Annotated in this window: 19 protein-coding genes; 1 reads left to right on the forward strand and 18 read right to left on the reverse strand. The window is 38.4% G+C overall.

The window, feature by feature from the left end; translation table 11 throughout:
* Nucleotides 1-272, forward strand: a 272-nt coding sequence (locus AC6R05_RS02025; RefSeq protein ID WP_500646427.1) for a methylated-DNA--[protein]-cysteine S-methyltransferase, incomplete at its 5' end; no start/stop codon positions are given.
* A gap of 450 nt (nucleotides 273-722) precedes the next feature.
* On the opposite strand, the gene gpmM is transcribed toward AC6R05_RS02025, so the two are convergent.
* The 18 genes from gpmM to AC6R05_RS02115 form a co-directional block, all read right to left on the reverse strand.
* A complete protein-coding gene (gene gpmM / locus AC6R05_RS02030) occupies nucleotides 723-2255 on the reverse strand; it encodes a 2,3-bisphosphoglycerate-independent phosphoglycerate mutase (RefSeq protein WP_500646428.1) in 1533 nt (510 codons plus the stop codon).
* Nucleotides 2256-2481: 226 nt separating this feature from the next.
* On the reverse strand, nucleotides 2482-4416 hold the full coding sequence (locus AC6R05_RS02035) for a polysaccharide biosynthesis protein (RefSeq protein ID WP_500646429.1): 1935 nt from the start codon (nucleotides 4414-4416) through the stop codon (nucleotides 2482-2484).
* A gap of 48 nt (nucleotides 4417-4464) precedes the next feature.
* Nucleotides 4465-5013, reverse strand: coding sequence for a sugar transferase (locus tag AC6R05_RS02040; protein WP_500646430.1), 549 nt, complete (start codon nucleotides 5011-5013; stop codon nucleotides 4465-4467).
* Between the two features lies 1 nt (nucleotide 5014).
* Nucleotides 5015-5926: an NAD-dependent epimerase/dehydratase family protein gene (locus tag AC6R05_RS02045; RefSeq protein WP_500646431.1), complete on the reverse strand. Its 912-nt coding sequence runs from the start codon at nucleotides 5924-5926 to the stop codon at nucleotides 5015-5017.
* 2 nt (nucleotides 5927-5928) lie between these two features.
* Entirely contained in the window at nucleotides 5929-6690 is a 762-nt protein-coding gene (locus tag AC6R05_RS02050) for a glycosyltransferase family 2 protein (RefSeq protein ID WP_500646432.1), read from the reverse strand.
* Between the two features lie 6 nt (nucleotides 6691-6696).
* Nucleotides 6697-7887: a mannose-6-phosphate isomerase, class I gene (gene manA / locus AC6R05_RS02055; RefSeq protein ID WP_500646433.1), complete on the reverse strand. Its 1191-nt coding sequence runs from the start codon at nucleotides 7885-7887 to the stop codon at nucleotides 6697-6699.
* Nucleotides 7888-7970: 83 nt separating this feature from the next.
* A complete protein-coding gene (locus tag AC6R05_RS02060; RefSeq protein WP_500646449.1) occupies nucleotides 7971-9398 on the reverse strand; it encodes a phosphomannomutase in 1428 nt (475 codons plus the stop codon).
* A 21-nt stretch (nucleotides 9399-9419) separates the two neighbouring features.
* Nucleotides 9420-10862 (reverse strand): mannose-1-phosphate guanylyltransferase/mannose-6-phosphate isomerase, encoded by a 1443-nt coding sequence (locus tag AC6R05_RS02065; RefSeq protein WP_500646434.1) that lies wholly within the window; start codon nucleotides 10860-10862, stop codon nucleotides 9420-9422.
* A 20-nt stretch (nucleotides 10863-10882) separates the two neighbouring features.
* Nucleotides 10883-11356, reverse strand: coding sequence for a GDP-mannose mannosyl hydrolase (locus AC6R05_RS02070; protein WP_500646435.1), 474 nt, complete (start codon nucleotides 11354-11356; stop codon nucleotides 10883-10885).
* A gap of 42 nt (nucleotides 11357-11398) precedes the next feature.
* Entirely contained in the window at nucleotides 11399-12358 is a 960-nt protein-coding gene (gene fcl / locus AC6R05_RS02075; RefSeq protein ID WP_500646436.1) for a GDP-L-fucose synthase, read from the reverse strand.
* Nucleotides 12359-12441: 83 nt separating this feature from the next.
* Nucleotides 12442-13548: a GDP-mannose 4,6-dehydratase gene (gmd, locus tag AC6R05_RS02080; protein ID WP_500646437.1), complete on the reverse strand. Its 1107-nt coding sequence runs from the start codon at nucleotides 13546-13548 to the stop codon at nucleotides 12442-12444.
* Between the two features lie 2 nt (nucleotides 13549-13550).
* A complete protein-coding gene (locus tag AC6R05_RS02085; protein ID WP_500646438.1) occupies nucleotides 13551-14591 on the reverse strand; it encodes a glycosyltransferase family 4 protein in 1041 nt (346 codons plus the stop codon).
* Nucleotides 14592-15770, reverse strand: coding sequence for an O-antigen polymerase (locus tag AC6R05_RS02090; RefSeq protein WP_500646439.1), 1179 nt, complete (start codon nucleotides 15768-15770; stop codon nucleotides 14592-14594).
* A gap of 13 nt (nucleotides 15771-15783) precedes the next feature.
* Nucleotides 15784-16887, reverse strand: a complete 1104-nt coding sequence (locus AC6R05_RS02095; RefSeq protein ID WP_500646440.1) for a GumK N-terminal domain-containing glycosyltransferase — start codon at nucleotides 16885-16887, stop codon at nucleotides 15784-15786.
* Nucleotides 16888-16903: 16 nt separating this feature from the next.
* Nucleotides 16904-18286 (reverse strand): lipopolysaccharide biosynthesis protein, encoded by a 1383-nt coding sequence (locus AC6R05_RS02100; protein ID WP_500646441.1) that lies wholly within the window; start codon nucleotides 18284-18286, stop codon nucleotides 16904-16906.
* Entirely contained in the window at nucleotides 18277-19200 is a 924-nt protein-coding gene (locus AC6R05_RS02105; protein ID WP_500646442.1) for a glycosyltransferase, read from the reverse strand. Before AC6R05_RS02105 ends, AC6R05_RS02100 begins: the two co-directional genes overlap by 10 nt.
* Nucleotides 19190-20434 carry a protoporphyrinogen/coproporphyrinogen oxidase gene (locus tag AC6R05_RS02110; RefSeq protein WP_500646443.1) on the reverse strand — a complete coding sequence of 415 codons (1245 nt, stop codon included), beginning with the start codon at nucleotides 20432-20434 and terminating at the stop codon, nucleotides 19190-19192. Before AC6R05_RS02110 ends, AC6R05_RS02105 begins: the two co-directional genes overlap by 11 nt.
* 9 nt (nucleotides 20435-20443) lie before the next feature.
* Entirely contained in the window at nucleotides 20444-21508 is a 1065-nt protein-coding gene (locus AC6R05_RS02115; protein WP_500646444.1) for a DegT/DnrJ/EryC1/StrS family aminotransferase, read from the reverse strand.
* Between the last annotated feature and the right edge of the window lie 21 nt (nucleotides 21509-21529).

Below are 21529 nucleotides of genomic sequence, written 5' to 3' on the forward strand. Positions count from 1 at the left end.
GCACCGACTTTCAAAAAGCAGCTTGGCAAGCACTTACTACCATTCCTTATGGCGAAACTATTAGCTACGGTGAACAAGCTAAGCGAATGAACAATCCCAAAGCCGTTCGAGCAGTCGGTGGCGCAAACGGCAAGAACCCATTTAGTATCGTGGTTCCCTGCCATCGTGTAATTGGCGCGAATGGCACTCTTACAGGTTACACAGGCGGCATGAGCCGAAAAGAGTGGTTGCTAGACTTTGAACGTTCCATCCTAGATAAAGCCAACAAATAACCCCACGTCATTCCCTACAGTGAAGCACGAGCGTGATAGGGAATCTCGTTGTGTTGGACTAAGAGAGAGATTCCAGACATTTCGTTCCTCAATTCTGGAATGACGGGGAAAAATAGATGCGAGTAAACGAGATGCGTGATACGAAGGGCATATAGAGCAGATGGAGTAACGAGATTTGAGATGCGAAGACATGTTACTGCTCTCTGCCCGTAATATCTTCGCCCCTGGTTTCTCGCATATCGAATATGTTCTTCAGTACTTCGTATCTCACTTACTCGAATCGTACATCTGCCTTTAAGCTCTTCTCATCTCACTCACCCGTATCTCACATCCGCTCTTTTGCTCTTCGTATCTCGTTTACCCTCATCTCGTATCTTTTCCCAAATCCCAAATACAAAAAAACGGCCACACTCGCGTGCAGCCGTTTCAGTATTTGGTATTGGTTAAAAATTACTTAACCAGAACTTCACCCGTCATCTCTGATGGGATTTCTAGACCTACTAGAGAAAGCATAGTTGGAGCTAGGTCAGACAGCTTACCGCCGTCTTTGAACTCAACTTCTTTGTCACCAACGTAGATTAGAGGAACTGGTAGGTTAGTGTGAGCAGTATGGATGCCACCTGTCTCTGGGTCTACCATCATTTCTGCGTTACCGTGGTCAGCAGTGATCAGCATTTGACCGCCTACTTCTTCGATAGCTGCTGTTACTTTAGCAACACACTCGTCCATTGCTTCGATAGCTTTTTCTGCAGCTTCGTAAACACCAGTGTGGCCAACCATATCTGGGTTCGGGTAGTTACAGATGATAGTGTCGTACTTACCAGACTTGATAGCCGCAACCATCTTTTCAGTTAGCTCAGCAGAGCTCATTTCTGGTTGTAGGTCGTAAGTCGCAACTTTTGGAGAAGCAACTAATTGACGCTCTTCACCTTCAAATTCGTTCTCAACACCACCGTTGAAGAAGAATGTAACGTGCGCGTATTTCTCAGTTTCAGAGATACGTAGTTGAGTTTGACCTTGCTTAGATAGCCACTCACCGTATGTGTTCTCTAGAGACGCAGGTGGGAATGCGATAGCTAATGGGATGTCAGCTGCGTATTGCGTTAGCATCACGAAGTTGATTGCTGGGAATACTTCACGCTCGAAGCCGTCGAAATCAGGTACGAAAGTACGAGTAATTTGACGTGCACGGTCAGCACGGTAGTTCATGAAGATAACTGCGTCGCCGTCTACGATAGCTGCATCTTCTTGACCTTCAGCTTTGATAGCCGTTGCTTTAACGAATTCGTCGTTCTCGTCACGAGCGTAAGCCGCTTCTAGACCGGCCACTGCAGACTCAGCTGTGAACTCTGCTTTACCTAGAGTAAGAAGATCGTAAGCAACTTGAACGCGATCCCAGTTGTTATCACGATCCATTGCGTAGTAACGACCGACTAGCGAAGCCACACGGCCTTTACCTAGTTTAGCGAATAGGTCTTGGAAACGTTGTAGAGAGTTTTCTGCGCTACGTGGCGGTGTGTCACGACCGTCTAGGAAGCAGTGTAGGTAGATCTTCTCAGCGCCACGTGCTGCAGCCATTTCAACTGCTGCGTAGATGTGATCTTCGTGAGAGTGTACACCACCTGGAGACATAAGACCCATAATGTGCACTGCTTTCTCAGCTTTAACCGCTGAGTCAATCGCTTCTACTAGAGCAGGCGTTTCAGCGAATTCACCGTCAGCGATAGACTTAGTGATACGAGTTAGGTCTTGGTATACAACGCGACCAGCACCAATGTTAGTGTGACCAACTTCTGAGTTACCCATTTGACCGTCAGGTAGACCTACGTCCATACCAGAAGCAGAGATTAGCGTGTTTGGTTTGTTAGCAAACAGGCTATCGATAAATGGAGTTTTTGCATTCGCGATTGCGTTGTTTGCTGTGTCTTCACGGTGACCGTAACCGTCAAGAATCACTAGAGCCATAGGCTTCTTAGCTGACATAGGACTGACCTCGTTCAATTCAAAATAAATCGGTATAAAAACAAATTAGCGTAATTTTACTACAGTTTACAGTCAAAACTGTAGTGGAAGATCAAGAAAGGTAGCAGGTAGGAGGATCAGAGCTGAAAAAAAGCTTCTTTTGAAGACCAAGTATTTCCGTTATATGTACTTGTCTACAGCCCCAAAGATAACAAAAAAGGCCAGCAACTGGGTTACTGGCCTTTCATCAATTCTCTACCACTTGTTGTGTTGAGCTAGAAGCATTCCAAACTAGATCGCCAATTCCATCAGTAGGCTTGAACCCTGTCGGTGCATCCAATAACAGTTTGCGAATCGTCTCATGTTCTAAGTTATGGCAAGCAAAGTCTAAAGACTCAAGTAAATTATCGTACTCGTAAATTGGCAAAAATACCTCATGAGCTGTCATGATCCGTTCATGAGCAGTACGTTGAACATTGTCCCCAATCAACAGTTCTTCATACAACTTCTCTCCCGGACGAAGGCCAGAAAACTGTATTTCGATATCACCATGAGGGTTCTGCTCATTCTTAACAGACAAGCCAGAAAGATTAATCAAGTTCTCAGCGAGATCTGTAATCTTAACTGACTCTCCCATATCAAGAACGAATACATCGCCCCCTTTGCCCATCGCACCAGCTTGAATAACAAGTTGAGCAGCTTCAGGAATTGTCATAAAGAAACGAGTAATATCTGGATGAGTTACTGTTAAAGGCCCCCCAGCTTTAATCTGCTTTTTAAAGAGCGGAATAACTGAACCAGAAGAACCAAGAACGTTACCAAATCGAACCATGCAGAAACGAGTACCATTTTCTTTCTGATTCTCTTGTTCAGCTAGAGCTTGCAAACCTAACTCTGCCATGCGCTTGGTCGTACCCATCACGTTTGTAGGGCGAACCGCTTTGTCTGTTGAGATCAACACAAAAGACTCGACACCAGCTTCAATTGCTGCCTTTGCCGTGTAGTACGTGCCATAAACATTGTTTCGTACACCTTCTACAACATTATATTCAACAAGAGGAACGTGCTTGTATGCTGCTGCGTGATAAACTGTCTCAACCTTAAAAGACTTCATTGCCGTAAGTAGTCGATGAGAACGTTGAACAGAGCCCAAAAGAGGGACAATCTCTACATCAAGATCTTTGGATTCTTTTAGTAAAGAGAGCTCACGATCAATTTTATACAAACCAAATTCAGATAACTCGAATAGAACGAGTGTTTTTGGCCCTTGTTTTAAAATCTGACGGCACAATTCTGAGCCAATCGAACCGCCAGCACCAGTTACCATAACCACTTTATCTTTAATATTAGCTTCCATTAGGACCTGCTGAGGAGCTACAGCATCACGCCCTAACAAGTCCTCAATTGGCACATCAGTAAGCTCATCAATTTTGGCCTTTCCAGATACAATATCTGCCATATCTGGAACTGTTTGTATTTCTACAGGTAATGGAGCTAAAAGATCTAAAATTTGCTTACGGCGAGCACGAGAAGCACTTGGAATCGCAAGCAAAATTTTAGAAACGTCATGCTTCTCAATCAAAACTTCTGTTTTAGATAAATCAACAACAGGTAACCCAAGAATCATTGTATTTGTGAGAGTTTTATCTTCATCGATGAACGCTCGAATACGATAGTTTTCAGAAGCGCGAAGTGCGACTGCGAGCTGACGACCGCCAGAGCCTGCACCATAGATCAAGACTTCCTGACGAGAATCTTTTGATGGCGATGTAGTCGCTACCAGATTTCTGACAATAAGGCGAGAACCACCACACAACAGTGCTAGATAGGCACCATATATAATAGGCACCGTTCTAGGGATTGGTTCCTGTAGATAATAAGCAAAAACCGCTAGCGCGATAGCTGACAGTACTGCTCCGGCAGTAACTACAAACAAAGCTTGAAAAGTCAGATACCTAAGGATAGCTCGATACAGCCCAATTTGAGTAAAAATCAAAACTGTTGATATCACTGTTAAGCCAATCAGTAATAAATTATCACCATCGCTAAGTAGCTTTACGTCGCCCAATCTTGTCCACAGAGCAATATGTAAAGCAAACAAAATAAGCAATGTGTCGATAATGACGCTGATGACACGCTTGTGTAGACGAGAAAGTTGCCAAATAAAATTGAGACGTTGCATAAAATTATTCTTATAAAAATTATTTTAGGGTCAATCCGAGAAACCGCACTATTTAACCGCGTCACCAGAACCGCTGCCGGTTGCCGTCATCAAAATATACTTAAAGTAATCTCTTAGAGTGAGCGTATCAATCATCTGCTTATCGGTTTTCGCCAACAACTCAGGCGTTGACATATCAATATTTTGCACTTGAGCTAAACCAGTAATACCGGGCAAAACATCATATACGCCCAGTGAGTCACGCTCTTTTATCAATTCTTCTTGATTAAATAAGTTTGGTCGCGGACCAACTAAGCTCATTTCACCTTTGATTACATTGATAAGCTGTGGTAGTTCGTCAACCTTGGTCTTACGTAGAAAAGCCCCTAGCTTAGTAATAGAAGCGTTACTCGCTAAATGACTCGCCACAGATTGCGTTTCTACCGACATGGTACGGAACTTAATGAGCTTAAATGCCTTTTTATTTCGGCCCACTCGCTCTTGTACAAAAATTGGAGAGCCGGTATCAAACAAACCAATTACTGTAACCACAAGTAAAATGGGCCAGAGGAAGGCCAAGCCAATAAATGCCGCCAAAAAATCAAGTACTCGAATCATACTATTTACTCTGTTTACGCAATGATGTCATTGCCTGTTTAATTGTGAAAGGGGGCGTCCAACCAAGGATCTCTTTCAGGTTTGCCGAATCAACCTGTAGATCACCATACAACTGCTCAATTATTGCAGATTTTCCTGTCACTTTACCCATAAGCCTCATTAAGTTAATAGGGATGGGAAGCTGAATAACCTTTTTCGATAAACCTTCCCCTATCGCATTGGTAAACTCTTTGATAGAAACTGTTTCAGAGTCACTTGCTAAGAAGGTATGACCCGAAGAGTTAGGAGAAAGTGCACAAGTTATCAACAGGTCTGCTAAGTTTTGTACAGAGACAAAAGAACGTTTATTATTAGCCAAGCCGAATGGAAGAATGTGCAGTTTATTGACTAACTTGACCAATGCACCGAAGTTTCCAGGCGCATTTGGACCGTATACTAATGTAGGACGAACAATAACAACCTCTAACCCTGTTTGCTTAGATATCTCCCAAAGTCCTAATTCAGCATTATGCTTTGATAGCGCATAAGAATTGTGAGGTTTTGCCTGATCATCGGGCGAAAATACCTTGTCGCAAGAGTTAGCTCCATGAACACCTATCGAGCTAACAAAGACAAAACGCTTAACACCCGCTTCCGCCGCTTTTGCTGCTAGCCGCAGCGTCCCCTCAGTATTTACAATTCTATATTCAGCATCCGTATATGACTTATTATGCGCCAATCCAGCTAAATGAATAATAGCATTGACATCATGGAAACAGTTATTCCATTCCGTTGATGCATCTATAGTCGGAACTATATAACTATCAGAAAAGGAATGTTCTTCACCCGCACGAATAACACAACGAAATTTTTGGTTTAATTGAGTAAGGTTTTGACCAACAAACCCTGTTGCTCCCGTAACCAATATAGTCATAATTAAACACTCACAAATTTTCTAGTTAATAAAGTGAATACTTTATAGGGTAATTTCAACGCAACCATTGCTATATTTGTATAAATACCATTATCTCGACATGCGCGTACTATTTCGGTATTTTGATGTACTCTCCACAACAAACCACTTGAACTAATCCCTCCTTCACGCATTTTTACTGTTATTTTGGGCACTCGATTAAGTTTAGTGCCTTTGGATACGCAACGCGCAATCAACTCAAAATCTGCAGCTACTCTATAATCCGTTTTATATAGTCCACATTTCTCATAGACATTGCGCTTAACATAGAAAGTGGGGTGTGGCAGCATCAAACCGAACTTTATAAGCGATTGCTTATATACCTTTGAGCTGTATAGACGAGTTACTTTAGAAGTATCTCTTTCTTGTACGTAAACTAGATCAGAATATACACCATCGATATCGTCAGAAACAAACCCGGATATTAGATCCGCAACACTATGTTTTGTGCTAAAAAAATCATCTGAGTTAAGAATCCCAACAACATCACCTGTCGCCATTCCGATTCCTTTATTCATCGCATCGTACAAACCTTCATCACTTTCACTGATATGTATGTCAACACAGTCCGAATAACTATTGATAATTTGATTTGTGTTATCTGTGGAACCACCATCGACAATGATATACTCGATGTCTTTATACGTCTGAAACTTAACTGATTTAATCGTATCTTCTATTGTTGCTGAAGAATTATAGCAAACAGTAATAATCGAAACTTTCATAGCCACCTAACAATAAGCTCTCGCGATAGAACCTTTCCCTGAAATACAATATTCACCTAACGATGCAGAAAGAACTACAGATTCTCCTTTGCATAATACTCTACTTTCCATAGCTGTAATAAGCGTCACTTGATTGGATAAACACAACAGTATCTCTGGTGAAGATGTAGTTAAAGACATTGTATTTTGAGGATTCAGTACATCAAAGTTAAAATCTTTAATCGGTATAGGGTACACATCTCGACCCATTCGATTACCAGTTGGTTTCAAAATCAAGCTTTCAAACGCAACAGGCTTAAATTGTGTATTTTTTACTAACTCTTCAACATCAATATACTTGGGGGTTAGACCTGCTCTCAAAACGTTATCAGAGTTAGCCATTACTTCCACAGCTAATCCATGGATATAAGCATGGGGGGTTTCAGCATATAAGAACATAGCCTCGCCTGGTTGCAACTCAATAACATTTAAAAATAAAGGAGCAAACAAACCAACATCTTCAGGGTAAAGATGAGAAAAGCGAGAGATAAGCAACGAAGCTTGGTATGCAAAATGGTCTTTATCTATCGTTTTTAACGAGTGTAGAAGCTGACGAATTGCCTGCGTTTTAAGTTCCCCTTCTAACACAAGAATAGCCGCAAAAAACTCAGCAAGAGTTAATGGGTTAGGATCTTGTTTAAAAGGTTGAAAAATATCTTCTAGCACTGGAAGGTCAATAGCATCAAAGTTGGCAACAATCTGGTCAAACTCTCGAAAACCATTCATAGCTAAATAAGGAGTGAGGGCATACACGAGCTCAGGCTTGTGATTTGCATCTTTATAATTGCGATTTGCTGCATCTAGAGGTACCCCTTGCTCATTCTCTTTAGCAAAGCCTAATGCAGCTGCTTTTTTCGATGGATGAACTTGTATGGATAGCGGCTCTTCTGCTGCTAGAATTTTCATAAGAAAAGGAAGCGATGAGAAATTCTCTTTGGTTTCCTTTCCTAACCAATAATCTGGGTTACTGGCAATAACATCGCATAAAGACACATCAACGCCAGCCTGAAAAATACTGGAGCTTGAGGAGGGGTGAGCTCCCATCCATACTTCAGCTTGGTGATCTAAATTCGAATTATCGATACCAAAGTAGTCTCGAATAGCAGTACGGCTACCCCAAGGAAAATTTTTTATTGGGTTACTTAAAGTGTAAATCATAAAACTGACGCTCAGAAAGGTAGAGCCACGCTTTAGCGCATAGCTCCATATTGGTTATGTATAAATACTAAAGTGCTCAAAAGCTAAATTAACTTAATATTTCTTAACACTTTATCGACCAAAGCAATAGCATCTTCCATCCGCTCAGCTTCGGCATAACAACGAAGTTCAGGGGCATTACCAGACTGACGTAAATGGATGATTGTTGCATTAGATAGCTCGAATCTTAATCCATCAGTGTTATCCATACTAACAGCATTAACCTCTGACATCCCCAGAGAATCTAGTAGCTTTTTAGTATTTTGACGACCACTTTCCAATATCGACAAACTCTTTTCAGTCGCAAAGTTTTGAATACGGTCACTATGCGTAAAGCGCTGTGGTAATTGACTTACCAAACTTTTGATCGATGATTTTTTCGCTAAAGAAAGCAACATAAGAGCAGGTAAGACGGCGTCTCGGGTTGGCAACGCTTTTAGAGATTTCCCATTCACCGAAACATCACTTCCGAGCAAATACCCTCCATTAGCTTCAAACCCTGCAATTCTTTTATAAGTTTTTGCTAATTCGGAAAATTCAGCGATAACATAAGGCGAGCCAATTCGTGTTTTAGATACGGCTTCAAATTCAAGGGATTCAGCAATAATAGTGTTGCAACTAACTGGAACTGCTAATGCATCTACTTGAAGCGCTCGCGAACAAAGTAAGCCTAGGATATCACCTCTCAACCATTCGCCGTTCTCATCAGCAACTAATGGGCGGTCCCCATCTCCATCAGTCGAGAAAATAAAATCTAAATCATACTGCTTAGACCAACTGCGTGCTTTTTCCTTATCAGATTCAGCAACTGCTTCAGTGTCAATCGGAACAAATTCGTCAGTACGCTCCAATGATATGACTTCAGCCCCAAGCGATTCAAAAAGTCCTTGGTAAATATCTCTCCCAGCACTTGAATGCTCATATATACCAACACGCTTTCCTGCCAGTAAATCTGCATCAAACAAATCGGTATAACGTGCTCGGTAAAGCTCAGCCGCACAGAAATTAATCGTTAACTCAGGCAGGTCATTGATAGCACTAAAATCTACTTTCTCGGTTAAAATTGCTTGTTCATCTGCTTTCGTGATCTCTCCGTCCGGGCGGTAGAACTTAATTCCATTGCGATCAAACGGGATATGAGATCCAGTCACCATGATACAAGGCATATTGTCTTGCATTGCGGTATACGCGAGAGCGGGAGTTGGTACTACACCGTAGTAAATCGCTTCTATGCCGGCATCAGTAAGCGCTTGAATGACCGCTTGCGCCATCGCGGGGCTACTAGGACGGTTATCAATAGCCACAGCCATTTGACTGAAAGTAAAATTACTGCGCATTGATGCGATAAATGCATGAGTAAATGCAGCACAAACGTCCGGCGTAAACTGAGTGACAAGCCCTCGAGCGCCACTGGTACCAAACTGAACACCTGACGCACTAAGTACTTCACTACTGATTAATTTTGTTGTCATCATTTCTATCTCAATAGGTAGTTAGTAGTCGCCGCCGAACTTAGACGCTTGACTATCAAAGCGAACAATGTCGTCTTCTTCTAAGTATGAACCGGAGCGAACCTCAACAAGCTCTAAAGGCACCTGTCCTGGGTTTTCCACAGAGTGGGGAGTCCCAACTGGAATATAAGTGGATTGATTTTCAGTCAGAAGAAAAGTTTCGTTACCTTTTGTGACTTTAGCGGTACCTGATACAACAACCCAGTGCTCAGCTCTATGGTGGTGCATCTGCAGTGCTGTTTTTTCCTTTGGCTTAACCAGTACTTGCTTCACATGGTAACGCTCACCCTCAGATACCGTCTCATGGGAACCCCATGGGCGATATACCTCTTGGTGCTGCTGACACTCAGCTCGATTTTGTTGTTTAAGCTGATTTACAATCGACTTTACATCTTGAACTTTATCTTTATTCGCAACCAATACCGCATCTTTCGTCTCTACAACGATGAGGTTCTCAACACCCACGGTGGCCACGAGTTTATCTTGTGAATATATGTAACTGTTCTGAGTCTGCTCGGTTAGCACGTCACCTCGAGTTGCGTTCCCCTGTTCATCTTTGTTATTCACTTCCCAAAGCGCTGACCAAGAGCCAACATCACTCCAGTTTGCATCCATCGGAACGACAATCGCTTTTTCGGTTTTCTCCATTACCGCAAAATCGATGGATTCATCAGGGATCTGTGAAAACAGCTCAGATGACATGCGAATAAAATCTAGGTCATCAAAGTGGCTATCAAATGCACTTTCACACGCTTTTAAGATATCAGGTCGAAACTTCGCTAGCTCTTCAAGATAAGTAGAAGCTTTGAATAAGAACATACCGCTGTTCCACAAATAACTGCCGTCTTCTAGATACTGCTTTGCCGTTTCAAGATTAGGCTTTTCAACAAAACTGTCGACGCTAAAGCCTCGATTTTCGTCGGCAACGACAACTGCATCGCCAGTTTTAATGTAGCCATAGCCTGTTTCTGGTGCATTTGCCTTGATACCGAATGTAACCATATCACCACGCTGGGCGTACGGAATAGCAGCCTGAACGGATTGATGAAAAGATTGTGTGTCTTTAATTACATGATCTGCAGCAAGAACAAGCATCAACGCCTCTTCATCTGAAGTTTGGTTTGCAGAGAAAGCAAATTTGGCAGCTAAAGCAATCGCTGGAGCGGTATTGCGCCCAACAGGCTCTAATAGTATTCCACTATGAGGGCTATCAATACGACGAAGTTGTTCTGCAACTAGGAAGCGATGCTCTTCATTACAGATAACAAACGGCGCATTATGTTCTAAACCAGCCATTCGACTAAGCGTCTGCTGGAGCATCGTTTGCTCACCGGTTACCGCTAGAAATTGTTTAGGGTATTTTGATCGAGATAGAGGCCATAAACGGCTACCTGAACCGCCGGCCATAATTACAGGAATAAGCATAGTCAACTCGTTATTTTTAATTAGGTGATAGTTTTAGTTATTTTTTGAAAATACCATTTAGTATGAACATGTACTTTATCACTGGTCAATAGTTCCTCTTGATGACACCAACGATAACGAGAATGCTGTACATCCATGGGTAAGTTCAATTCAGACCGAACGACAGTTAGCTTGTAGGCAATAGCGACATAATGAGTCGTAAACTCATTGCCAAATACATTGTCATCATAGAGGTGTGTATAAGGCCCCATCAGCGTTGCTTGAGAGAGCTTAAACTCATGTCCAAGCTCCTCTAAAGTTAAACGAGCAAAGGCATCTTCAAGCTTTTCATCCTTAAGAATACGCCCACCAGGAACGAACCAGAAACCTTGAGCGGGTCGATTTAAACGCTCCCCAAGTAAAACGTGACCACTTTCATCCTCAATAACTAAGTCAATTGAAACTAATGGCGTACTTTCAATTACTTGAGAAAAACGTTTTTTGCTTAAAAACATATGCTTTGTTTAAATCCTTATATTAGCCCTACCCTAGGTACTTTAACCGCGATAATTTTCTTGATTCTCTAGGAACCACTGGTAAGTCATAGTTAAACCATCTTCTAGGCTCGTCTTCGCTTCCCAACCTAAACTCTTTAAACGTGAAACATCCATTAACTTACGAGGAGTGCCGTCTGGTTTCGTCGTGTCAAATTCAATTTCGCCGTCAAAACCAACCACTTTTGCCACAGTTTCAACAAGTTCACGGATTGTACAATCTACACCTGTACCTACGTTTATGTGACTAAGCATTTCTTGCGTATTTTCTAGATACACCTCTTGATCAAGATTCATTACATAAATTGAGGCTGCTGCCATATCATCCACATGCAAAAACTCTCGCATAGGTTTACCGCTCCCCCACGCAACAACCTTACTGTCGCCATTCAACTTGGCTTCGTGGAAGCGACGCAACAACGCAGGAATAACGTGAGAATTTTGAGGATGAAAATTATCATTTTCACCATACAAATTAGTTGGCATTACTGATCGATAGTTGCGACCATATTGGCGATTATAGGACTCGCACATTTTGATACCGGCAATCTTAGCAATTGCGTAAGGCTCATTGGTTTCTTCCAAAGTTCCAGTCAATAAAGAGTCTTCACGCATCGGTTGTTGTGCAAACTTTGGATAAATACAAGACGACCCCAAGAATAGTAAATCTTGAACACCATGCAGATGTGCAGAGTGAATAATATTGTTTTGAATCGTCAAATTTTGGTAGATAAACTCAGCAGGGTAGGTTTTGTTAGCAACAATTCCACCGACTTTCGCGGCCGCAAGGTAAACTTGATCAATATTGTGAGTCGCAAAAAACGCCTCGACGGCTAGTGCATCTAACAGGTTAAGCTCATTACGATCTTTAGTAATAACTTCAACTGAAGAGTCTTTAGATAGTTGACGAACAATAGCTGAGCCGACCATACCTTTGTGACCAGCAATAAATACTCTTTTCATACTAGTTCCGATAATATAAATAGAAAAAGCAGAGCCCAAAATGAGGAACTCTGCAATATAAACGAATCAATATTACTGATTAATTAGCTTTCTAGTGAGATCGCAACGTCAAATCCGTGTTCTTTTAGAACTGCGTGTTGTTTTGCCTTATCGATATCGAACGCAACCATTTCTGCACACATTTCTTCTACAGTGATCTCTGGAGTCCAACCAAGTTTAGCTTTCGCTTTACTTGGGTCACCAAGTAATGTTTCTACTTCCGCTGGACGGAAGAAGCGAGGGTTGACTTTCACAATGACATCACCAACTTTCACTTTTGGTGCTTTTTCTTCATCGATAGCTACCACAGTAGCTATCTCATCAATGCCTTCACCTGAAAACTCAAGTTCGATCCCCGCTTCCTTCGCTGACAAGCGAACAAACTCGCGCACAGAGATCTGCTTACCAGTAGCAATAACAAAATCTTCTGCCAGTTCTTGTTGAAGCATCATCCATTGCATGCGAACGTAATCTTTAGCATGCCCCCAGTCACGCAACGCATCCATGTTGCCAAGTTCTAGGCAAGATTCTAGACCTTGAGAGATATTCGCAATCGCACGGGTAATCTTACGAGTTACAAAGGTTTCACCACGGCGTGGTGACTCATGGTTAAATAAAATACCATTACATGCGTACATTCCGTATGATTCACGATAGTTAACCACAATCCAGTATGCGTACATTTTAGCCACAGCGTATGGAGAACGTGGGTAAAAAGGAGTCGTTTCACGCTGTGGAATTTCTCGGACTTCGCCATAAAGTTCAGATGTTGACGCTTGATAAAAGCGAGTTTTCTTTTCCAAACCGTTGATACGAATCGCCTCAAGAAGGCGTAGAGTACCCATGCCATCTACATCAGCAACATATTCTGGAGATTCAAAAGAAACAGCCACGTGCGACATTGCACCTAGATTATAGATTTCATCAGGTTGAATTTCGTTGATCAAACGAATCAGGTTTGCAGAATCGGTTAGATCTCCATAATGCAGCTTAAGATTTACCCCGCTATTTATTAGCGTATCAATACGCCCAGTATTATATGATGACGTTCTGCGAATTAAACCATGAACTTCGTAACCTTTTTCAACCAATAATTCTGCTAGGTAAGACCCATCTTGACCTGTAATACCGGTAATTAGAGCAACTTTCATAACTATCCTAAATAAATATCATTAATTTTATTAAATGTTTCATCCCAACTAAATCGACTTGCATTTTCTAGCCCCTTCTCGACGAATAATTTGCGTGTTACATCAATCTGTAACTTTTCAACTGAAGAGGATATTGTCTCAGCACTAGGGTTATCCATTAGCAATGCAGCACCACCACAAACTTCAGGTAAGGAAGATGAATTTGTCGCAATCACAGGGCAGCCGGACCTCATAGCTTCGAGAGCGGGAATACCGAACCCCTCATACAAAGATGGGTAAATTAAACAAAATGCTTTATTGTAGAGTAATGCCAACTCTTCATCATCAATGAAGCCAAGGTATTCATATCTACCAGGCAAATTATTCTCTAGCAGCGCTTGTTCACTTTTATTAAGCTCCCCCCCACCAATGATAGTTAGACTAAATTCGGGTTTAAGAGCTAAAGCCTCCACTACAATGCTAAAGTTCTTATATCCAACTCGAGAACCAACAAAAATAACCTTATTAGTGACCTCAATCGATTCATCGTAATAAAAAATATCAGAAACACCATTGTACACCACTTGAATGTTTTTTCCTTCAGCTTCAGGTATATACTTAAGCAAGTCATTTTTGGTATTTTCTGATATACAAACTATCACATCGCTATTCAAAACTGCTCTTCGCTTTTGGAAGCAATGGACAAACTTTGAAATTCCTCGCCCAAACTTTTCATACGTAAAGTCATGAACTGTAGTCACAATTTTGACATTTGATCTTTGTTTTTTAACGGGAAGCCTGTAATAAGATGAATGAAAAACTGTAGCCAGTTCGTTCAGCTGAACGTCTCGGTACCGTTCAAGCAGCCGGCCAGGCTCAACTATTGTACTACTTTTAAAGTTATTGATGTCATGGTTGAAGTTTCCATTTAGATCAAACTTATTATACAGTTTCAAAAAAAATGGAGAACCACTTTTACAAACACGAGAAAAAATCTCATTAAAATATACACTAATACCACCACTCTTCTGAAGTGAGAATACAATACCATCAATAAATAACAATTAACACCTCCTATTTTTAATCAACATAAAAAACAATATAGTCACGGGTATTAAGTAATATAGCAAAAAGAAATAGTTTATTCTGGTAATACTATATAAACCGGGGAAAACGAACAAATAATGAAGATACCATATAGAAACTATGCCTTGTTTGTTTTCCTTCAGCGATAGAAAAAAACTAAATCTCCAAATAAAAGAAAAGCAAAACGTAATAAAAAAAGCACCTAACACACCAAATTGCCAATACCAAATACCAAATATATTTTGAGTATTGAGAAAATAACCGTCTAATGCATAAGCATTAGTAAACGGTTGAAATATTGAACCATAAGCAAAATTTTTGAAAGGTTCCGCATCGTGACTCATAACTATAAACGCGTTATTTAATTCCCCTGCTAAATACTTTTCGACAAATTCTTGAAACAATTTCACTTGAACATCTATAGAGAACAAACTGATACTATGTTCTTCTGAATATAACACTCCAGTTCTAAGTAACGCATTTAACCAGTAAAAAACCATTAAAAACAACAGTATAATAGCAATAAGTTGGATAGATACTTTAACTTTTCTTGATAAGAAGTAGCAACAAAAGTTAATCATAAAATACGTAATAAAAGCTGTTCTAGTCATATTAAAAATGCTATATAACATAACCAAAACAAAAGTAAGGTAGAAATATTTTTTAACGTATTTATTTAATAAATTTGAATTAAAATATAAATAAGAGAATGCTGCTGTTGAAAAAACCCAAAATACGGACAAGAAACCAACGCCAGTTTGAGTATCATTTAGACTCCGAGCTAAACGATTGATACCTCCACTATTCAATAAGCCATAAAATAAATTAGGATTTAGTAACAACTGATTGAACTTAATTAAAAATGAGACAATAGCCAAAATTAGACAAAACTTACCCCATTTAAACAGTGTAGCTTCTGATACGTAAAAACTTTTAGGTGCGGAAATGGCTGCACTTTTGCCAAAAATCCCACCTAAAATAAACGAAAACATCAAAATGAAGTAAATTGCATATGATATTATACCGTAATACCTAGCATTCCCGTCAATTACCGTAGGCTTATCAGGAAAGAAAAGCCACCAAAAAAACAACTGTACAGAAAATACAAAAAAAACGAATTTTGAAGGATCTAAAATGGTTTTGTAACTTAACTTCATTAGAGCTATTCCATCATCGAACAGTATCTTTCAAACCTACTGAGTCCAATATTCCCTTAGTAACATCAGACCAGCTGTCGATTTGAGAAAACACCACCTCATCTGGGCTAAATTCCAACGCAGTTTCAAGTGACTTAATCATTGATTTTTCATCATTTAAGTGATAGTAGATAAAGTTTTCGTTGGAAGATAAATTGATAGAACTTATAACTACAGGTAAACGACAATAATTATATTGTTTTATCTTATTACTATCGGTGAAAGAAGGAAGAGTCATCGGACTCAAAGCTATGTCTGCATATTTAATATATGGGATGGTTTTCTCGTACTGCATTTCACCATAAATATAGACATTCGGTAAATTAGATGTGTAATTAACAGGGCCGATAATATGAAAGTTAATATCCGGAAAGCCAAGACTCACAACATCGATAAAAGTTGTATCTAAAAAGTTACTTCCAACAAAAATTGCATTTTTCTTATCACTCTCTTGATAAGGTGAAATATAATCCATATCATACAACCTACTAGGAACTCCATGCGGATGAAGAACTAAACTGGACAAGCCAGAAAAACGATCGTACAGAGGAGTAGCAGGAACACTAACTAGATCAAATTCATTTAACAAACGAGCTTCATTTTCTAATACAAGTTGATGAGTATTTCTTATAGACATATCATCTGAAGACCTATAGACAAATTTTGCTCTAGGGTTTATTTTTTTAAACGTGTCGAAATACATTATCTCATTGACAGACTCAAAAACAATCAAATCAGCACATTCAACTTGACACTTGAGATTATCCGGTATCATATTCCCATAGCTATAGAATAAAAATTTAGAAAATTTATTAACTAAAGGATAGTTCGTATTAAATGGCCTGAATCTATTATATAGGAAATACGAATAAATATTGTCATTTTCATGAATAATTTTATTCTTCCCTTCTTGAAGCATAAACTCAGTTCTATAATCCTTTTTAAATATATCAATGGAACTTAAACCACATAAAAATAGAACATCATGTCCCATATTATTGAGTTCATATGCCAACCAATGAAAACCAGCTTTACGCGATGATTTCCAAACATGGCTAGTTACCAAAATAGTCTTCATACTAATTTCCAAAAGTTCACTTTAGTTTGTACTTATCATTTACCAACATTAGCTTTCTGTATAAAACACAAACTGCTAATATAGCGATAAAGACTGAAAAAAATTTATTATCAAAATACCACACCATGAATAGAAGAAATAACAAGCCGTATGTGATACCTAAATTGATTTTTTTCCATAAAATATTGGCCAAATGTGCTTTCGCCAACAAATACACAACAAACGAACAAGCAGTAGATATAGCAGCACCCAATGCACCTAAATAAGGTATTAACATAAAGTTTAATGTAACATTGATAATTACGCATCCCCCTCCTATATACACCATAAATTTCGTTCTTCTAGATATTGTTACGCCAACGCCAGAAACTTCTGATAAAGTATAACAAATTGGAAAAAACAAGAGTAAAGGAAAAACATTTACTGCGTTTTTGAAATCTGAACCTAAAATAAGAATAATAAAATCTTTGCTTATCAATAACAATGAAAATATAATTATCATTATTAAAGATATGATAGCTAGTACATTTTCAAAATAACTTACATCTTTATCTTCAGCGTGCCACCGCAAAGCCAATGGAGTCCAATATGTAGTAATTATAACCTGAAGTAAAGAAAGAGGTGCACAAAGCTTATAAGCAGCGACGTAAATCCCTAATTCTTCCAAACTGGAAAGCCATTTCATCATATATTGATCAGAGGAATACAAGACCCACATCAATATTGAAAGCCATAATAAAGGGATAGAAAACTTACTTAACTTTGCGATCATCTCTTTATTATATTTGCTAATTTGAAACATCAATAAAGCCCGGCTAACTCTCCCAAATTTTAATCCCCAACAACATGGAATTAGTATCGATAAAAAGTGAGCTAGAACAAGATATGCCAAATGATCAGTATCACTACCAAGTTCAATAAAAAAAATAATAAAGGCAGCATTAGATAATGACTGAATTATTATTAAAATCGAATAGAAAAAAGAAAACTCCTCCATTCTATGAAACAATTGAATATATCTATAGAAAACACTCAAACCGATTAGTGCTATCATTAAAATAAAAAGACTTGTATCTTTTTCATCAAAAATGACAAGTGATAATTCAGCCCTAAACTGAAAGGCTACTAATACTATGACAATAAATAATATAACATTTATAAACAGTGCGTTAGTCAGCAGCTCTGATTTATCTAATGATTCATGGTACTCTCTCACAAAACCTTGGTCATAACCAGCTAAACATACTAAAGTAACTAGTTGAGTTGTTATTATGTAAATAGAGTATTGACCATAGATGTCCGGTGTTAGAACGTTAGTAAGGTATGGAACAAGTACAAATCCTACAACTGATGATAAAATAGGACCTATCCCAAACCCTAGTATTTTTTTTATCCACATAAGAGATTTTTAATATTATTCTCTGAAACCCTGTTTTTGACAAAATTATCAACAATGTACTCATGCCCTTGATAATTTATCATATCTTTATCGTTATTTTTTTTATCAATCAGACGGTCTAATGCTTCAGATAAACTGCTTGAATCATTAGCTTGATAAGTATGGGGGTAAGGGTAAGAAAAAACAACTTGAAGACCTGCATGCATCGCCTCCAAAACACTATACGATAAACCGTCATGTTCTGTTACTCTAAGAAAAACATCTGATTCCTTATAAACCGTCTCAACGACTTCAGGCTTTACCCAACCAAGAAAATCTATATTTTCCACTTCCGAAAATCCAGTACCATCATGACCGACTACGACTAACTTCACCCCCTTCCTTCCTTTTACTTCACTATATATTTTATCTATATTATATAACGATTCCCTGCCTACATGACCATATGTCACGATCTTCAAAGTATCGCTTCGCTCTCTTTCACTCGTTAACTCAATATCTTTAAACAAGGTCGAGTACGTTATGTAGGGTCCTACTTGCGCAGAAATACCTAAATCAACAAGCTCTTTCTGTATCCACTCACATTCACAAGTGTTTACTGCAATTTTATTGAGCAACGCTACTTTAAATTTCATCAATTTTGTTCGTTGAAGAAAAAGAACATCACTGCCTATCCATTCTAAATAAATCTTCTTTCTTAAAACAAAAAATGGGATAAAGTATTGGAGTATAAATCTCAAGTTCGAATTAATAAAAACTACAAATATTCTATCACAGGAAAGAACTTCTTTGATAAAAGTAAACAGTCCCAGTTCTTTTTTTAATACAACTGTATCAAAACCTTCTTCATGTAGTGCATTATCTACTTTATCTATATGGTAAGGCGAACCAACTAGTCCAATCTTATTTTTCATTTTTTTTCACCAACTCTAAAGCTTCAATGATATTGTCTTCAATTGAGCAATATCTCCAAGCCCCATATCGACCAATAGAGTAAATTCCACTATTCTCCAAGTAGTCCAATTTTTCTATTTTATCTTTTTCACTTGCCTCACTAACATGGACATATGCAGGATCCATTTTAATATATTGAAAATCAATAAGTTTGTGATCATCTATAACCCCCTCTTTCTTCAGATCACTAATTACCTGTTTGATTAGGCTATCTTTATCTATAATTGAACAATTCTTATGATTATGACCAATTTCTACATACAAGCTTAATCGATTTTCTGACAAAATATTATTATAATACCCTATTCTATAAAATGAAGTATTTTTGTCTGGGAAATAAACCCAATGGTGATCCGATTTTGCTGGTTTGTCAAAACCTAAATTAAAAACACTAACAAAGTTGCTTGAGTACACACTTTTATCATAATTTAGTTTTGCAAAATCATATAACTTAGGTAAAGGTGCTGTATTAATCAATTTGTCGTAATAGTACTTCTCACCTTTATCAGTAAGAACATATTTTTTTTCTATATCAACTTCTACTATCTTTGTATTTAAATGTATCTTTGAAGAATCTACCTCAGTAGCGATAGCATTTACAAATTCTATCGCACCACCTTCTGGATAAATGAATTGAGCATTATAAGAAGAGTTACATGCGTCATTTGCATTTAATATGATGTCTTTTAAATCTGCATAAGGAAAAAAGCGTCCCATAGCATTTTGGTCTAAGTTATTTAGATCCGTTGCATATAATTTCTCATTATAAGGAATAAGAAATTTTTCACATATTGCGCGGCCAAACTTCCCAAGTATCATTTCTTTAAATGAAGAATACTCATCTTTCTCTTCTTTCTCTACTAACCCTATAAGACATTCAATATACTCTTCTTTACTGAGTTGGTGTATGTTTTTTTGAAATGGAAAATCTATATAATTATTGGAATATTTTATTTTCGTTATTTTGTTAACGTTAAATATTCTTTGCTCCTTCATTCTTTCAAAAACATATTTCTTTATTTCTTCATTTTTAAAATGGAAAAAATGTCCAGCAAAATCCCAAGTAAAGCCATTTCTCTTGGTTGTTTTACAATAACCACCTATTTCGCTATCTGATTCAAAAATGATGTAATCTTCTTCACTAAATGCAGCGTAGGATAGACCACTAATTCCTGCACCAATAATTATATTCATATTAACCCTTTATAAGTAACCATGCATAGGTAAACTAAAAACACCTTTTGATAATTTTTCTGCTACCGGATAAGATTGATTAGACGACTTTAAGTACTTAAAAGCAGGCTGTTTGTGCATACACGTCCGATAATATATCATTGTCGGTATTCCTTTTTTTTCAAAAGATTCCATATCGGCCGCTCTATCCATGCTGTATACCGTATATTGAGCCCATGCACTTTTATAGCCCTTAGGTATTTGAGGGGTCTTAAATCTATTATTTAAGTTTTTCTCATATTCTTCAGCGCTTTTTTGCCTAGCCTCTAATTCTATATTGAAGGCTGATAACTTCTCCAATAAAATCGCTGCTTGGATTGTATCAAGCCGGCTATTGATACCTATACGAACATTATCATACTTATCAGTCCCTTTGCCGTGTATTCTATATGATTTTAAAAGGAAAGCTAGTTCATCATCATCAGTAAACAACGCCCCCCCATCACCATAACACCCTAATGGCTTAGCAGGAAAGAAACTCGTTGTTGCTATATCACCAAAAGAACCAGCGTTTCTTCCTTCAATTGAACCTCCAAAACCTTGAGCAGCATCCTCAATTAATCTCAGGTTATATTTCTCTGCTATTTTCTCTATTTCAGGATAATTAGCAGGTAATCCGAACAAATCAACAGCGATAATTGCTCTAGGATTTAACTTTCCTTCTGAAATAACTTCTTTAATTCGCAACTCTAAATCTACTGGACAAATGTTAAAAGTATTTTCATCTGAATCTACAAATATCGGAGTTGCTTTGGCAAAAGAAATAGTTTCTGCGGTCGCAAAAAAGGTGAACGTTGGACAAAAAACAGCATCACCTTCTTTAATATCTAAAGCCATCATAGCAAGTGTTAATGCATCAGTCCCATTTGCACATGTTATACAGTGCTTTACGCCAACAAATTCAGCTAACCTCTTCTCTAATTCGAAAACCTCAGGTCCCATGATATATTTTCCATGAGCCAATACTGATAATACTCGAGTATCTATTTTATCTTTCAAATGTTGATATTGACTTTTTAGATCTATAAATTCCATGCTTTACTCTACAACTTTTAT

The organism is Vibrio sp. R11-SG3-ISO9, assembly GCF_059834255.1.

Bases quoted from the DNA above. Each gene is read 5' to 3' on its own strand.
- gpmM (WP_500646428.1), bottom strand. From the start codon at position 2,255: ATGTCAGCTAAGAAGCCTATGGCTCTAGTGATTCTTGACGGTTACGGT.
- AC6R05_RS02035 (WP_500646429.1), bottom strand. From the start codon at position 4,416: ATGCAACGTCTCAATTTTATTTGGCAACTTTCTCGTCTACACAAGCGT.
- AC6R05_RS02040 (WP_500646430.1), bottom strand. From the start codon at position 5,013: ATGATTCGAGTACTTGATTTTTTGGCGGCATTTATTGGCTTGGCCTTC.
- AC6R05_RS02045 (WP_500646431.1), bottom strand. From the start codon at position 5,926: ATGACTATATTGGTTACGGGAGCAACAGGGTTTGTTGGTCAAAACCTT.
- AC6R05_RS02050 (WP_500646432.1), bottom strand. From the start codon at position 6,690: ATGAAAGTTTCGATTATTACTGTTTGCTATAATTCTTCAGCAACAATA.
- manA (WP_500646433.1), bottom strand. From the start codon at position 7,887: ATGATTTACACTTTAAGTAACCCAATAAAAAATTTTCCTTGGGGTAGC.
- AC6R05_RS02060 (WP_500646449.1), bottom strand. From the start codon at position 9,398: ATGACAACAAAATTAATCAGTAGTGAAGTACTTAGTGCGTCAGGTGTT.
- AC6R05_RS02065 (WP_500646434.1), bottom strand. From the start codon at position 10,862: ATGCTTATTCCTGTAATTATGGCCGGCGGTTCAGGTAGCCGTTTATGG.
- AC6R05_RS02070 (WP_500646435.1), bottom strand. From the start codon at position 11,356: ATGTTTTTAAGCAAAAAACGTTTTTCTCAAGTAATTGAAAGTACGCCA.
- fcl (WP_500646436.1), bottom strand. From the start codon at position 12,358: ATGAAAAGAGTATTTATTGCTGGTCACAAAGGTATGGTCGGCTCAGCT.
- gmd (WP_500646437.1), bottom strand. From the start codon at position 13,548: ATGAAAGTTGCTCTAATTACCGGTATTACAGGTCAAGATGGGTCTTAC.
- AC6R05_RS02090 (WP_500646439.1), bottom strand. From the start codon at position 15,770: ATGAAGTTAAGTTACAAAACCATTTTAGATCCTTCAAAATTCGTTTTT.
- AC6R05_RS02095 (WP_500646440.1), bottom strand. From the start codon at position 16,887: ATGAAGACTATTTTGGTAACTAGCCATGTTTGGAAATCATCGCGTAAA.
- AC6R05_RS02100 (WP_500646441.1), bottom strand. From the start codon at position 18,286: ATGTGGATAAAAAAAATACTAGGGTTTGGGATAGGTCCTATTTTATCA.
- AC6R05_RS02105 (WP_500646442.1), bottom strand. From the start codon at position 19,200: ATGAAAAATAAGATTGGACTAGTTGGTTCGCCTTACCATATAGATAAA.
- AC6R05_RS02110 (WP_500646443.1), bottom strand. From the start codon at position 20,434: ATGAATATAATTATTGGTGCAGGAATTAGTGGTCTATCCTACGCTGCA.
- AC6R05_RS02115 (WP_500646444.1), bottom strand. From the start codon at position 21,508: ATGGAATTTATAGATCTAAAAAGTCAATATCAACATTTGAAAGATAAA.